Origin of the sequence: Streptomyces sp. NPDC102490, from assembly GCF_044765285.1 — a bacterium.
GTDB lineage: Bacteria > Actinomycetota > Actinomycetes > Streptomycetales > Streptomycetaceae > Streptomyces.
In genome coordinates, this window is record NZ_JBIWJU010000002.1 from 554,510 (window position 1) to 567,532 (window position 13,023).

General features: G+C 71.3%; 13 protein-coding genes and 1 tRNA gene. 7 read left to right on the forward strand and 7 right to left on the reverse strand.

Features of this window, described 5'->3' with window-relative positions; genetic code table 11:
* Positions 1-56: 56 nt before the first annotated feature.
* From ACIRGB_RS05970 to ACIRGB_RS05980, 3 genes are all read right to left on the reverse strand, one after another.
* Positions 57-130, reverse strand: a tRNA-Pro gene (locus tag ACIRGB_RS05970).
* 67 nt (positions 131-197) lie between these two features.
* Complete coding sequence (locus ACIRGB_RS05975) at positions 198-947, reverse strand: Pr6Pr family membrane protein (RefSeq protein WP_403859046.1); 750 nt, start codon at positions 945-947, stop codon at positions 198-200.
* A gap of 141 nt (positions 948-1,088) precedes the next feature.
* Positions 1,089-2,018, reverse strand: coding sequence for a metallophosphoesterase (locus ACIRGB_RS05980; protein ID WP_403859048.1), 930 nt, complete (start codon positions 2,016-2,018; stop codon positions 1,089-1,091).
* 120 nt (positions 2,019-2,138) lie between these two features.
* Here ACIRGB_RS05980 and ACIRGB_RS05985 point away from each other — a divergent pair, with 120 nt between their 5' ends.
* Positions 2,139-2,603 carry a GatB/YqeY domain-containing protein gene (locus ACIRGB_RS05985; RefSeq protein WP_052836419.1) on the forward strand — a complete coding sequence of 155 codons (465 nt, stop codon included), beginning with the start codon at positions 2,139-2,141 and terminating at the stop codon, positions 2,601-2,603.
* A gap of 219 nt (positions 2,604-2,822) precedes the next feature.
* On the opposite strand, the gene ACIRGB_RS05990 is transcribed toward ACIRGB_RS05985, so the two are convergent.
* The gene (locus ACIRGB_RS05990; protein WP_403859050.1) at positions 2,823-5,084 is read right to left on the reverse strand and encodes a transglycosylase domain-containing protein; all 2,262 of its coding nucleotides are present in this window, start codon (positions 5,082-5,084) and stop codon (positions 2,823-2,825) included.
* Positions 5,085-5,544: 460 nt separating this feature from the next.
* Between ACIRGB_RS05990 and wblA the strand changes: the two genes are divergently transcribed.
* Positions 5,545-5,883 (forward strand): transcriptional regulator WblA, encoded by a 339-nt coding sequence (gene wblA / locus ACIRGB_RS05995; RefSeq protein WP_393806423.1) that lies wholly within the window; start codon positions 5,545-5,547, stop codon positions 5,881-5,883.
* A 33-nt stretch (positions 5,884-5,916) separates the two neighbouring features.
* Here the strand turns inward: wblA and ACIRGB_RS06000 are convergent, their stop codons facing one another.
* Entirely contained in the window at positions 5,917-7,338 is a 1,422-nt protein-coding gene (locus ACIRGB_RS06000; RefSeq protein ID WP_403859052.1) for an ArsA family ATPase, read from the reverse strand.
* The gene (locus tag ACIRGB_RS06005) at positions 7,335-8,312 is read right to left on the reverse strand and encodes an ArsA-related P-loop ATPase (RefSeq protein ID WP_403859054.1); all 978 of its coding nucleotides are present in this window, start codon (positions 8,310-8,312) and stop codon (positions 7,335-7,337) included. The genes ACIRGB_RS06000 and ACIRGB_RS06005 overlap by 4 nt, the downstream gene beginning before the upstream one ends.
* A 106-nt stretch (positions 8,313-8,418) precedes the next feature.
* Between ACIRGB_RS06005 and ACIRGB_RS06010 the strand changes: the two genes are divergently transcribed.
* From ACIRGB_RS06010 to ACIRGB_RS06030, 5 genes are all read left to right on the forward strand, one after another.
* Positions 8,419-8,580, forward strand: a complete 162-nt coding sequence (locus ACIRGB_RS06010) for a DUF4177 domain-containing protein (protein WP_003975360.1) — start codon at positions 8,419-8,421, stop codon at positions 8,578-8,580.
* Entirely contained in the window at positions 8,577-9,044 is a 468-nt protein-coding gene (locus ACIRGB_RS06015) for a RidA family protein (protein ID WP_003975361.1), read from the forward strand. The genes ACIRGB_RS06010 and ACIRGB_RS06015 overlap by 4 nt, the downstream gene beginning before the upstream one ends.
* Positions 9,045-9,209: 165 nt before the next feature.
* Positions 9,210-10,229 carry an alpha/beta fold hydrolase gene (locus ACIRGB_RS06020; RefSeq protein ID WP_403859056.1) on the forward strand — a complete coding sequence of 340 codons (1,020 nt, stop codon included), beginning with the start codon at positions 9,210-9,212 and terminating at the stop codon, positions 10,227-10,229.
* Positions 10,230-10,288: 59 nt separating this feature from the next.
* On the forward strand, positions 10,289-11,212 hold the full coding sequence (locus ACIRGB_RS06025; protein ID WP_403859058.1) for an NUDIX hydrolase: 924 nt from the start codon (positions 10,289-10,291) through the stop codon (positions 11,210-11,212).
* Positions 11,209-12,051, forward strand: a complete 843-nt coding sequence (locus ACIRGB_RS06030; protein WP_403859060.1) for an MBL fold metallo-hydrolase — start codon at positions 11,209-11,211, stop codon at positions 12,049-12,051. Before ACIRGB_RS06025 ends, ACIRGB_RS06030 begins: the two co-directional genes overlap by 4 nt.
* Positions 12,052-12,063: 12 nt before the next feature.
* On the opposite strand, the gene ACIRGB_RS06035 is transcribed toward ACIRGB_RS06030, so the two are convergent.
* Complete coding sequence (locus ACIRGB_RS06035; protein WP_003975365.1) at positions 12,064-12,738, reverse strand: Crp/Fnr family transcriptional regulator; 675 nt, start codon at positions 12,736-12,738, stop codon at positions 12,064-12,066.
* Between the last annotated feature and the right edge of the window lie 285 nt (positions 12,739-13,023).

The following is a 13,023-nucleotide window of genomic DNA, read 5'->3' on the forward strand; positions in this document are numbered from 1 at the left end:
CCACTCAGGGGCCCGACCCGCTAAACGGATCAGGCCCCTGACCTGGTACTTCACTGTCGGGGTGGCGGGATTTGAACCCACGACCTCTTCGTCCCGAACGAAGCGCGCTACCAAGCTGCGCCACACCCCGATCGTCGCTGCTCGTCGCGGCGACGTCGTTTACTTTAGCCCACCGGTGGCCGGAGGCGAAATCCGGTTTACCGGGGGCGGCGGAGCGGGTCCGGGCGGATGTGGTCGAGGGCGACGAGGAGCACGGCCAGGGCGTAGAGGGCGAGGCCGATGAGGAGGGCGTTGCCGAGGACGATCTTGTAGCCGTGCTGGTCGACGTCCAGGAAGGGGTAGAGGTAGCGGTCCTGGGAGCCGGAGGGGAGCAGCTCGCCGCGGGCCAGGGAGAAGGCCAGGTAGGCCAAGGGGTACAGGAGCCAGGCGGGGGCCTGGTGCAGGTGCAGGCGGCCGGCGGGGGTGAGGAGGAGCCAGTCCAGGAGCGCGGCCACCGGTGCCGCCGTGTGGAGGATGTGGGTCGCGGCGGTCTGCCAGGCCGTGCCGGTGCCGTCCGGTGCCGCGAAGGGGCTCGACGCGTGGGCCAGGAGCACGTGGTGGACCAGGGCCGCGGCGAGGACGTAGAACAGGGCCGCGCCCGTGAGGGCGCCCGGCAGCGGGTGGTGGGCGGACCAGGCGCACCGCGCGGAGGCGAGCATGACCAGCGCCAGCAGGGTGCCGCTCTGGATCGTGAAGTGGCTCAGGGCCGTGGTGGGCGCACCGCCGGTGAGCAGCTCGATCGCCACGCCGGTGAGGGCCAGCAGGCCGATCAGGCCACGGAAGACGGCGACCGCGCGGCGGCGGGCCGGGATCAGTACGGCGCGGGCCGGTACGACGGTGGGCGGCAGGACGACGTGGCCCGGGATCGGGGGGAGGTCCGGGATGTCCCTGGGTATCGGGGCTGTCATGGCCTCAAGGTAGACAGACCGGACATAGCGGGCTATGTGGGTGGGCCGTGTGGGTTACCCCAGGCGGCCGCCCCGGCGCCCTCCTGGATCCGCCCCCTCCTGGAACCTCCCCCCTCCCGGAACCTCCCCCTCCCGGGGCGGTCAGTTCTCCCGGCCCACCAGGGTCAGCAGCGTCGCCTCCGGTGGGCAGGCGAAGCGGAACGGGGTGTAGCGGCTCGCGCCGCAGCCGGCCGAGACGTGGAGGTAGGAAGTGTGGCCCCCGGAGGTGTGCGTGGACAGGCCCTTCACGCGGTCGGTGTCCAGGTCGCAGTTGGTGACCAGGGCGCCGTAGAAGGGGATGCACAGCTGGCCGCCGTGGGTGTGGCCGGCCAGGATCAAGGGGTAGTCGTCGGCCGTGTAGGCGTCCAGGACGCGCAGGTACGGGGCATGCACCACGCCCATCGAGAAGTCGGCCGCGCCGGACGGGCCGCCGGACACCTCCGCGTACCGGTCCCGCTTGATGTGCGGGTCGTCCAGTCCCGTCAGCTCGACCGACACGCCCTCGATCTTGAGCGAGCCGCGGGTGTTCGTGAGGTTCTGCCAGCCCGCGGCGTCGAAACCGTCGCGCAGGTCCTCCCACGGGTTGTGGACGGCGCCCACGACCGGCGGGTTGCCGTTGAGGCCGTGGCGGCCCTGGACCTTCTCGAGCAGGTACCGGGCGGGGTTGCGGGGCCTGGGCCCGTAGTAGTCGTTGGAACCGAAGACGTAGGCGCCCGGGAACTCCATCAGGGGGCCCAGGGCGTCCAGGACCTCGGGGACGCCCTCCGGGTCGGACAGGTTGTCGCCGGTGTTGATCACGAAGTCGGGGCGCAGCCCGGCCAGCGAGCGCAGCCAGCGCTGCTTCTTCCGCTGACCGCCGACCATGTGGATGTCGGAGACCTGGAGCACCCGCAGGGGACGCATTCCGGACGGGAGGACGGGGACCGTCACCCGCCGCAGGCGGAAGGAACGGGGCTCGATCCCCGCCGCGTAGACCAGACCGGCGGTGCCAACCGCCGTGATTCCCAGGGGTACTCCGTATCGCGCGCGCATATGTCCATCGTGACAGAAGCGCTGGGGGAAGCGGCGGTGGGAGGCCGTCCGCGGCCGCCTTCGCCGGGGCCGCGGAAATCAGCGGGCGCCGTTCCTCGCGCACCTGCGACAATCAGGTCCATGACCACGCTCAAGTCGAAGCTGCACGACGACCTCAACTCCGCGATCAAGGAGCGCGACGAGCTCCGCTCCTCGACGCTCCGGCTGACGCTGGCCGCGATCACCAAGGAGGAGGTCGCGGGGAAGGAGAAGCGGGAGCTCTCCGACGACGAGGTGCAGAAGGTGATCACCCGCGAGGCGAAGAAGCGCCGTGAGGCCGCCGAGGCCTTCGCCCAGGGTGGCCGCGCCGAGCAGGCCGAGCGGGAGAAGGCGGAGGGCGAGGTGCTCGCCGCGTACCTGCCGAAGCAGCTGTCCGACGACGAGCTGAACGCGATCGTCGCGCAGGCCGTCGAGGAGGCGAAGGCGGCCGGTGCCGAGGGCCCGCGCGCCATGGGCGCCGTGATGAAGATCGTGAACCCGAAGGTGGCCGGCCAGGCCGAGGGCGGCCGGGTCGCCGCCGCGGTCAAGAAGCTCCTGGCCGGCTGAGCCGAGTCAAGCTGCTGGCGGGCTGGGCCGAGTCAAGCTGCTGGCCAGCTGGGTCGAGTCAAGCTCCTGATCGGCTGGGCCGAGCCAAGCTCCTGGCCAGCTGAGTCGAGCCAACCTCCTGGCCGGCCGAGCCGCCGAGGCCGTCCTGGTGACGCCGTAACGCGGGTGAGGGCCCCTCCGCTGTGCGCGGAGGGGCCCTCACCCGGTGAAGGGGACGTCTCAGCGTCGTCCGCCGTGCCCGTTGCCCGGGCCCTGGATCAGGTTCCCCGGGAAGCCGCCGTCGCCGCCGTTGCCGTTGCCGCCGTCGGTCAGGCCGGCGATGAAGCCCGCGTCGTCGCCGTTGTTCCCGTCGTCGGGCTTGTCCTCGTCGCGGCCCTTGTCCCTGTCCCGGCCCTTGTCCTTGTTCTTGTCGCCGTCCGGGATGTCGACCAGGTTGAACGAGGGGGAGTCCTTGCCCTCCAGGGCGCCAGTCATGGCGTCCTTCCAGATCGGGCCCGGGACCGCGCCACCGAAGACGAGGGGGTGGTAGACGCCGCCGATCGTGATGTTCTTCATCTCGACCTTCTGGCTGGCGCTGCCCACCCAGACGGCGCCCGACATGTTCGGCGTGTAGCCGACGAACCAGGCGTTCTTGCGCTCGTCGGTCGTACCCGTCTTGCCGGCGTTGTCGCGGTCGCTCAGCCCGGCCTCCTTACCGGTACCGGAGTCGACCACGCCCTGCAGCAGGGTGTTCACGCTGTCCGCGGTCTTCTCCGTCATCGCACGCGAGCACGTCGACTTCGGGACCTCCAGCGACTTCTGCTTGTTGCCGACCTTCTGGGTGATCGACTCGATCGCGACCGGCGTGCAGTACATGCCGCGCGAGGCGAAGGTCGCGTAGGCGCTCGCCATCGTCAGCGGGGACATACCGACCGAGCCGAGGGCGAGGGCGGAGGGGTTCTGCGGCAGCTTGTCGCCGTTGCCCTGGTGGACGTGGAGCTTGTCCGCCATGGAGGAGACCGGGCACAGCCCGATGTCGGCGAGCATCTGGACGAAGTAGGTGTTGACCGACTTGGCCATCGCCTCCTTCAGCCGGTACGGGCCGACCTCCGACTCGTTCTCGTTCTCGACGCGGTAGCCCGAGTCGTTGATCCAGGGCTTGTCGCAGGTCTGGATGGGGCTCGGGTAGTCCATGTCGTACGGCGACGCGTACTCCTTCGTCGCCGGTACGTTCTCCTCCAGGGCCGCGGCCGCCAGGAACGGCTTGAACGTCGAACCCGTCGGGAAACCGAAGTTGGAGCCGCCCGCGGCGTGGTCGACCGAGTAGTTGATCTCGGTCTCGTTCTTGCCGTAGCCGTACGGCTTCGACTGGCCCATCGCGACGATCCGGCCGGTGCCCGGTTCGACCAGCGTGCTCGCCGCGGCGACCGAGTCCGACTTGTCGACGTGGTCCTTGAGCGACTGGTGCACCGACTCCTGGGCCTGCGGCTCGAGCGTGGTGCGGATGGTCAGGCCGCCCTGGTTCCAGATCTGGGCCCGGTCCTTGCGGGTCTTGCCGAAGACCGGTTCGCTCAGGAAGACCTCGCGCACGTAGTCGCAGAAGAAGCTCGCGTCGTTCACGGCCGTGATGCAGCCGTTCTTCGGCCTGCTGACCTTCAGCCCGAGCGGTGCCTTCTTCGCCTTCTCGGCCTGGGCCGGGGAGATGTCGCCGACCTGGGCCATGCGGTTCAGCACGATGTTGCGCCGCTTGGTGGCCTCCGCCTCGTCGTTGACCGGGTCGTACCGGCTGGGCGACTGGACGATGCCGGCCAGGAGGGCCGCCTCCTGGACGGTGAGGTCCTTGGCGTGCTTGGAGAAGTAGCGCTGGGAGGCCGCCTCGACGCCGTAGGCCTGCTGGCCGAAGAACGTGATGTTCAGGTAGTTCTCGAGGATCTTCTTCTTGCCCAGCTCCTCCTCGACCTGGATCGCGAGCTTCAGCTCCTGGATCTTGCGGCCGATGGTCTGCTGGGTGGCCTGGGCGACCTTCGTCGCGTCGTCGCCCGCCTCCTCCACGAAGACGTTCTTGACGTACTGCTGGGTGAGCGTGGAGGCGCCCTCGGAGACCTCGCCGCTGCGCGCGTTCTTGTTGAGGGCGCGCAGCACGCCCTTCAGGTCGATCGCCCCGTGCTCGTAGAAGCGGGAGTCCTCGATCGCGACGATCGCCTTCTGCATGTACGGCGAGATGTCCTTGAGGTCGACCACCGTCCGGTCGCGGGAGTAGACCGTGGCGATGGTGCCGCCCTCGGCGTCGAGGATGGTGGTGCGCTGGCTCAGCGGGGGAGTCTTCAGGTTGGCCGGGAGGGCGTCGAAGCCCTCCACCGACCCCTTGGCCGCCAGCCCCAGCGCGCCCACGGCGGGCAACGCGATGCCGGCCAGCACTGCTCCCGCGAGCACACTGACACCGAGGAACTTGGCGGCCTGCTGCGTTGGCGACAGACCACCGCCCGAGCGCTTCTTTGGCATGGAGGCAGCCTACGTTCTCATTCGCCGGACACGCGTATATGCCTTGGCCTAAGCTGCACTCAACTGTCACAGCAGTGAGGCCACGTATCAATACGTCCGGCGACCCCGAATCGTTCCGGATCCGCTCGAATTTTTTCCGAGGGGGCCCCGCTGGGGGCGTGTTGGTGTGTACCGGCGCGTGCCACGGCGTGGGGGGTGCGTGTCCGAATCCGCCTTGTGTGTCAATCGGTGACCGTTGTGGCGCACCAGAGATGACCTGTATGCCGGGATCGTCGCGCATGTCGCCAGCTCACTCCCCCGGGTGATCTGCCGCTTACCCATAGTCCGTTCGGGCCATTCAAGATTGGGCCCGAAGGGGGTGTTGCGCTGTGCCCACCTTCCGTAACGTCCTCAACTGGCGGCGGTGAATATGCCGCTGCCGCCGTGGGGGAGCCTCGATTCGGGAGAGGACGGCGCCGGTATGGGCTGGGTAACCGACTGGAGTGCGCAGGCCGCCTGCCGCACTACCGATCCGGACGAACTGTTCGTTCAGGGAGCAGCGCAGAACAGGGCCAAGGCGGTGTGCACCGGATGTCCGGTGCGGACCGAGTGCCTGGCGGACGCGCTCGACAACCGCGTCGAGTTCGGCGTGTGGGGAGGCATGACGGAGCGGGAGCGCCGCGCACTGCTGCGCAGGCGGCCCACCGTGACCTCCTGGCGCCGGCTCCTGGAGACGGCGCGGACGGAGTACGAACGAGGGGCCGGCATCGTGCCCCTCGACGACGACGAGGTGTACGAGAACTACGCGGCCGTGGTCTGACCCGCACCGGGGCCCCGGGGCCCGAGGGCGGGATCAGGCGTCCGGCTCGGGCAGCTCGGGCCGGCCGGTCGCCAGGCGTGCCCCGATGTCCCGCAGTCCCGCGAGGTCGTGCACGTCGCCGGGCAGCGCGGCCACCTCGGTGACCGCCACCTCGGGATGGCGCGCGGTGAAACGGTCACGCGTGCGCTGCTCGCGAGCGAGCAGGTGCATGCGCTCGGCGTGCAGTCGCAGCAGGCCGGCGGCGAGGGTGTCGACGGACCGCTCCGGCGCGTCGGGAGCCTCGGAGACGGTGTCGGTGTCCTCCGAAGAGGTGTCGAGGGCCTCGGGAGAGGCATCGGGGGCCTCGGGAGAGGCATCGGAGGCGGCCGAATCGTCGGGGACGGACTCGGCCGGTCCTGAACTGCCGTGCGGATCGGGAGTGTTGCCGGGAGAGGTACGAACTCCAGCTTTCCCGTCGTCCTGATCCACAATGCGGGGATCCTCAAGATTTTCCGCGGCGGCGAGTGCCCGCTCGGCCGACAGCCGGTCGGCACCGCTGCCGTGGACCCGGTTGAGCACCAGACCGGCCAGCGGCATGTCCTCGGCGGCCAGCCGCTCCACGAAGTACGCGGCCTCGCGCAGTGCGTCCCGCTCCGGGGCCGCGACCACCAGGAACGCCGTCCCGGACGCCTGGAGCAGCTTGTACGTCGCGTCCGCGCGGGTACGGAACCCACCGAACATCGAGTCCATCGCGGCCACGAAGGTCTGCACGTCCTTCAGGAACGGCCCGCCCAGCACCTTCCCCAGGACACCGGTCATCATCGACATGCCGACGTTCAGGAACTTCATGCCCGCCCGGCCGCCGACCTTCGCCGGGGCCAGCAGGACGCGGATCAGCTTGCCGTCCAGGAAGGAACCGAGGCGCTTGGGGGCGTCCAGGAAGTCCAGCGCCGAGCGGGACGGCGGCGTGTCGACGACGATGAGGTCCCACTCGTCCCGCGCCCGCAGCTGCCCCAGCTTCTCCATCGCCATGTACTCCTGCGTGCCCGCGAAGCCGGCCGACAGTGACTGGTAGAAGGGGTTGCCCAGGATCGCCGCCGCCCGTTCGGGGTCCGCGTGGGACTCGACGATCTCGTCGAAGGTCCGCTTCATGTCGAGCATCATGGCGTGCAGCTCGCCGCCCGCCGAGTCGTCGACCCCCTTCACCCGGCGCGGGGTGTTGTCGAGGGAGTCGATGCCCATGGACTGCGCGAGCCGCCGGGCCGGGTCGATGGTGAGGACGACCACCTTGCGTCCGCGCTCGGCCGCGCGCAGACCCAGCGCCGCCGCCGTGGTTGTCTTGCCGACCCCGCCCGAACCGCAGCACACCACGATGCGGGTGTGCGGGTCCTCCAGCAGGCGGTCGACGTCGAGCACGCGCGCGGGGGTCAGGCGGCGCGCGCCCTCCTGGTGGCGGGCCGGGTCGTCCGGACTCATGCGATCCCCTGCTTCCGCAGCTCGGTGGCCAGTTCGTACAGGCCCGCCAGGTCCATGCCCTCCGCGAGCAGCGGCAGTTCGTGCGTCGGCAGGCCCAGCTCGGCGAGGACCGCCCGCTGCTCCTGCTCCAGCGCGTACCGCTCGGCGTACTCGCCGGCCTGGGCCAGGAGCGGGTCCACCAGCCGCTCGGCGTGCCCGCCCCGCCGCGCGCCGCCCAGCCCCGCCCCGGACAGCGACCGGGCCAGCGCCGTACGCGGTGTCTCCCGTACGAGCTCCAGGTCGGTGGCGTCCAGGGTCTGGGGCCGGACCATGTTGACGACGACCCGGCCCACTGGGAGCCGCGCGGTGCGCAGCTCGGCGATGCCGTCCACGGTCTCCTGGACCGGCATCTCCTCCAGCAGCGTCACCAGGTGCACGGCGGTCTCGCGCGACTTCAGCACCCGCATCACGGCCTGTGCCTGATTGTGTATGGGGCCGACCTTCGCGAGCCCGGCCACCTCGTCGTTGACGTTGAGGAAGCGCGTGATGCGGCCGGTCGGCGGGGCGTCCATGACGACGTAGTCGTACACGAACCGTCCCTTTTTGTCCTTGCGCCGGACCGCCTCGCACGCCTTGCCGGTCAGCAGGACGTCCCTGACCCCCGGCGCGATGGTCGTGGCGAAGTCGATGGCGCCGAGCTTCTTCAGGGCCCGTCCGGCGCTGCCCAGCTTGTAGAACATCTGGAGGTAGTCCAGCAGGGCCAGTTCGGCGTCGATGGCGAGGGCGTACACCTCCCCGCCCCCGGGAGCGACGGCGATCTTCCGCTCCTCATAAGGCAGCGCCTCGGTTTCGAAGAGCTGCGCGATGCCCTGGCGGCCCTCGACCTCGACGAGAAGCGCGCGCTTCCCCTCGGTGGCGAGGGCCAGCGCGAGGGCCGCGGCCACCGTGGTCTTACCGGTACCGCCCTTGCCACTGACGACCTGGAGCCTGCTCACGTCTTCGAGCGTAACCAGTCCGCGCGCCGAGTACGCCGGAGGCTGTGGACAACGTCGCCGCGGACGGCCCGCGAAGGCGTGTCGGGCAACGGCTAGAGTCGGCCGCATGACCAAGTGGGAATACGCAACCGTGCCGCTGCTCGTCCATGCCACGAAGCAGATTCTGGACACCTGGGGCGAGGACGGCTGGGAGCTCGTCCAGGTCGTGCCCGGGCCGAACAACCCCGAGCAGCTCGTCGCCTACCTGAAGCGGGAGAAGCAGGCATGAGCGCCGTCGAGGCGAAGCTCGCCGAGCTGGGTCTGACCCTGCCCGAGGTCGTCCCGCCGCTGGCCGCCTACCAGCCGGCCGTGCAGTCCGGCCCGTACGTCTACACCTCCGGCCAGCTGCCGATGCTGGGGGGCAAGCTTCCGGTCACCGGCAAGGTCGGCGCCGAGGTCACCCCAGACGAGGCCAAGGAGCTGGCCCGCACCTGCGCGCTGAACGCCCTGGCCGCCGTGAAGTCCGTCGCCGGTGACCTCGACCGCGTCGCGCGGGTCGTCAAGGTCGTCGGCTTCGTCGCCTCGGCGGCCGACTTCACCGGGCAGCCCGGTGTGATCAACGGCGCCAGCGAACTCCTCGGCGAGGTCTTGGGCGACAAGGGCGTGCACGCCCGCAGCGCGGTCGGCGTGGCGGTCCTGCCGCTGGACGCGCCGGTCGAGGTCGAGATCCAGGTGGAGCTGGTCCAGCCGTAGCGGACGCCGGGTGCGGCGCGTGTTGCCAGGCCGGCAACAAACCTCGCCTCCGCCGCCGCGACCTCGCAGGATCGATGCCATGCCCCGTACGGGGCGGGTGCCGGCCCCGGTCGGCGGTCCCGGCCCGTACCGGGGCCGTACCGACCGTATGCGCCAGGAGGAACCATGCCGCAGCCGCCCGTGACCCACCAGCAGGCCGACCAGCCCGTCCACCGCCTGGTGCCCTCACCCGCCGGCCGGATCCACCTGGTGGAGCAGGGCAGCGGGCCGCTGGTCCTGCTCGTGCACGGCTTCCCGGAGTCGTGGTACTCCTGGCGCCACCAGCTGCCCGCGCTGGCCGCTGCCGGGTTCCGCGCCGTCGCCCTCGACGTGCGCGGCTACGGGCGCTCCTCGCGGCCGGACGCCGTCGAGGCGTACCGGATGCTCGACCTGGTCGCGGACAACGTCGCCGTGGTGGAGGCCCTGGGCGAGGATTCCGCCGTGGTCGTCGGCCACGACTGGGGCGCGAACATCGCCGCCCACTCCGCGCTGCTGCGGCCGGACGTCTTCCGCGCGGTGGGCCTGCTGAGCGTGCCGTACACCCCGCCGGGCGGACCGAAGCCCAGCGAGGTCTTCGCCGGCATGAGCGACCCGGCGGGACCTTTCGGCGGGCAGGAGTTCTACGTCTCCTATTTCCAGGAGCCCGGCCGTGCCGAGGCGGAGATCGAGCCGGACGTACGCGGCTGGCTGGCCGGCTTCTACGCCGCACTGTCCGCCGACACCATGCCCGGCCCCGAGGAGCCCGACCCGCACTTCGTCGCCCCCGGCGGCAGGTTGCGCGACCGGTTCCCGGCCGCCGGGCGGCTGCCCTCCTGGCTGACCGAGGAGGAGCTGGACGTCTACGCCGGGGAGTTCGAGCGGACCGGCCTGACCGGCGCCCTCAACCGCTACCGCAACATGGACCGCGACTGGGCCGACCTGGCCGCCCACGAGGGCGCCCCGATCACCCAGCCGTCGCTGTTCCTCGGCGGTGGCCTGGACGCCTCCACCACCTGGCTGTCCGACGCGATCGAGGCGTATCCGGTCACCCTGCCCGGCCTGCGCGGCTCGCACGTCCTCGACGGCTGCGGGCACTGGCTCCAGCAGGAGCGCCCCGAGGAGACGAACCGGCTGCTCACCGAGTGGCTGACCGGCCTGCCCTCCTGACGCCGATCCGGCCCCGGGGGCCACTCGAACATCCGCCCGTCACCGGATAGCCTCCGGCCATGGCGAATGGTCAGGCGAATGGTCAGTGGTACCCACCGGAGTGGCCGGACCGCATCCGCGCGCTGGCGGCCGGCACCCTCACCCCGGTCACCCCGAAGCGCGCGGCCACCGTCATGCTGCTCAAGGACACCGGCACCGGGTCGGGACCCGTCGTCCACATGCTGCGCCGCCGCACCTCCATGGCGTTCGCCGGGGGCGCGTACGCCTATCCGGGCGGCGGGGTCGACCCGCGGGACGACGACCGCGCCATCGGCTGGGCGGGCCCCACGCGCGCGTGGTGGGCGAACCGGCTCGGCGTCGACGAGGCGGGCGCCCAGGCGATCGTCTGCGCGGCCGTACGGGAGACGTACGAGGAGGCCGGCGTCCTGCTCGCCGGCCCGACCGGCGACTCGGTGGTCGGCGACACGACGGGCGCGGACTGGGAGGCCGACCGGGCCGCCCTGGTCGACCGTGAGCTGTCCTTCGCGGAGTTCCTGGACCGCAGGGGCCTCGTCCTGCGTTCCGACCTGCTGGGCGCCTGGGCGCGCTGGATCACCCCGGAGTTCGAGTCCCGGCGCTACGACACGTGGTTCTTCGTGGCCGCGCTCCCCGCGGGGCAGCGCACGCGCAACGCGTCCACGGAGGCCGACCACACGGTGTGGATCACCCCGGCGGACGCGGCGGCCGGGTACGACCGGGGCGAGCTGCTGATGATGCCGCCCACCGTGGCGACCCTGCGCGGTCTGGCGGAGTGCGGTACGGCGGCCGAGGCGCTGGCGTCGGCTCCCGGCCGCGACATGACACCGGTACTGGCTCGCGCGCGGCTGTCCGGCGACGAGGTCGTGCTCTCCTGGCCGGGACACGACGAGTTCACCAAGCACGTCCCGAGTGCGGCGGCGGCACCGGCGACACCTTCCGACCCGACCGGGGGAGCCCCCGCATGACGGACGCAGCAACACTGCCCGGACAGCCGCGGGGCGGCGTCCTGTCGGGACCGGCCACCGCGCGCGCGGTGAACGTCCTGGCGCCCAACGCCTCGGCGATGACCCTGGACGGCACGAACACCTGGATCCTCGCCGAACCCGACTCCGACCTGGCCGTCGTCGTCGACCCGGGCCCGCTGGACGACGCCCACCTGCACAACGTCGTCGACACGGCCGAGCGGGCCGGCAAGCGGGTCGCGCTGACGCTGCTGACGCACGGTCACCCGGACCACGCGGAGGGCGCGGCGCGCTTCGCCGAGCTGACCCGCACGCACGTACGGGCACTGGACCCGGCGCTGCGGCTGGGCGACGAGGGGCTGGCGGCCGGTGAGGTGATCGAGGTCGGCGGCCTGGAGCTGAGGGTCGTACCGACCCCGGGGCACACGGCGGACTCCCTGTGCTTCCATCTCCCGGCCGACCGGGCGGTTCTGACGGGCGACACCGTCCTGGGGCGCGGCACGACGGTGGTGGCCCACCCCGACGGCCGTCTCGGCGACTACCTGGACTCGCTGCGCAGGCTCAGGTCGCTCACGGCCGACGACGGGGTGCACACGGTGCTCCCGGGGCACGGGCCCGTGCTGGAGGACGCCCAGGGCGTCGTGGAGTACTACCTCGCCCATCGCGCCCACCGCCTCGCCCAGGTCGAGACGGCGGTGGAGGACGGCCACCGCACGCCGGGCGAGGTCGTCGCCCACGTGTACGCGGACGTCGACCGCTCCCTGTGGCCGGCGGCGGAGCTGTCGGTGCGGGCGCAGTTGGAGTACCTGGGCGAGCACGGGCTCATCCAGCTGCCCGAGTAGGGCTCCCGCAGGTCAGCGGGAGCGCTTGGCCAGCCGCTCCACGTCCAGCAGGATCACCGCGCGGGCTTCCAGCCGGAGCCAGCCGCGCTGGGCGAAGTCGGCCAGGGCCTTGTTGACCGTCTCGCGGGACGCGCCGACCAGCTGGGCCAGCTCCTCCTGCGTCAGGTCGTGCACCACGTGGATGCCCTCCTCGGACTGCACGCCGAAGCGGCGCGAGAGGTCCAGCAGGGCGCGGGCGACGCGGCCGGGGACGTCCGAGAAGACCAGGTCCGACATGGCGTCGTTGGTCTTGCGCAGACGGCGCGCGACGGCGCGCAGCAGTGCGGTGGCGACCTCGGGCCGGACGTTCAGCCAGGGCTGGAGGTCGCCGTGGCCGAGGGCGAGCAGCTTGACCTCGGTCAGCGCGGTGCCGGTCGCCGTGCGCGGGCCCGGGTCGAAGAGCGACAGCTCGCCGATCAGCTCGCTGGGGCCGACGACCGCCAGCATGTTCTCGCGCCCGTCGGGGGACGTGCGGTGGAGCTTGACCTTGCCTTCCGTGACCACGTAGAGGCGGTCTCCGGGGTCCCCCTCGTGGAACAGGGTGTCGCCGCGGGCGAGGGTCACCTCACTCATGGAGGCGCGGAGCTCCGCGGATTGCTCGTCGTCGAGCGCCGCGAAGAGCGGGTTGCGCCGCAGAACGTCGTCCACGAGTTCTCTCCTTGTCGACCGGCTCAGAGGATCTTGTTCCCCCGGTGTACCAGGGGTCCGTGGTGCCCATTTTGCCGGACAGTCCAAACAGTGTGATCTGTCACAAGGATGCCGCACTGATGTCCCGGGGTACGCGGCAGGGGTCCAATTGGACGCCGGTCTTCGAGGTCCGGGGCGGATGTCGGTGCCGGGTCGTAGGCTGGCCGGGTGTCCAAATCGCCGGTGAGAGCACAGGCCTAGGGGGCTGCGCGGGTGGGTGTACGTCGCGATTCCGCTGTGGGCGAA

What these genes read in the sequence shown, in the direction of transcription:
- ACIRGB_RS06015 (WP_003975361.1), top strand. Translation starts at nt 8,577, where the DNA reads ATGAGCGCCGTCGAGGCGAAGCTCGCCGAGCTGGGTCTGACCCTGCCC.
- ACIRGB_RS06030 (WP_403859060.1), top strand. Translation starts at nt 11,209, where the DNA reads ATGACGGACGCAGCAACACTGCCCGGACAGCCGCGGGGCGGCGTCCTG.
- wblA (WP_393806423.1), top strand. Translation starts at nt 5,545, where the DNA reads ATGGGCTGGGTAACCGACTGGAGTGCGCAGGCCGCCTGCCGCACTACC.
- ACIRGB_RS06010 (WP_003975360.1), top strand. Translation starts at nt 8,419, where the DNA reads ATGACCAAGTGGGAATACGCAACCGTGCCGCTGCTCGTCCATGCCACG.
- ACIRGB_RS05985 (WP_052836419.1), top strand. Translation starts at nt 2,139, where the DNA reads ATGACCACGCTCAAGTCGAAGCTGCACGACGACCTCAACTCCGCGATC.
- ACIRGB_RS05975 (WP_403859046.1), bottom strand. Translation starts at nt 947, where the DNA reads ATGACAGCCCCGATACCCAGGGACATCCCGGACCTCCCCCCGATCCCG.
- ACIRGB_RS06025 (WP_403859058.1), top strand. Translation starts at nt 10,289, where the DNA reads ATGGCGAATGGTCAGGCGAATGGTCAGTGGTACCCACCGGAGTGGCCG.
- ACIRGB_RS06000 (WP_403859052.1), bottom strand. Translation starts at nt 7,338, where the DNA reads ATGAGTCCGGACGACCCGGCCCGCCACCAGGAGGGCGCGCGCCGCCTG.
- ACIRGB_RS05990 (WP_403859050.1), bottom strand. Translation starts at nt 5,084, where the DNA reads ATGCCAAAGAAGCGCTCGGGCGGTGGTCTGTCGCCAACGCAGCAGGCC.
- ACIRGB_RS05980 (WP_403859048.1), bottom strand. Translation starts at nt 2,018, where the DNA reads ATGCGCGCGCGATACGGAGTACCCCTGGGAATCACGGCGGTTGGCACC.
- ACIRGB_RS06020 (WP_403859056.1), top strand. Translation starts at nt 9,210, where the DNA reads ATGCCGCAGCCGCCCGTGACCCACCAGCAGGCCGACCAGCCCGTCCAC.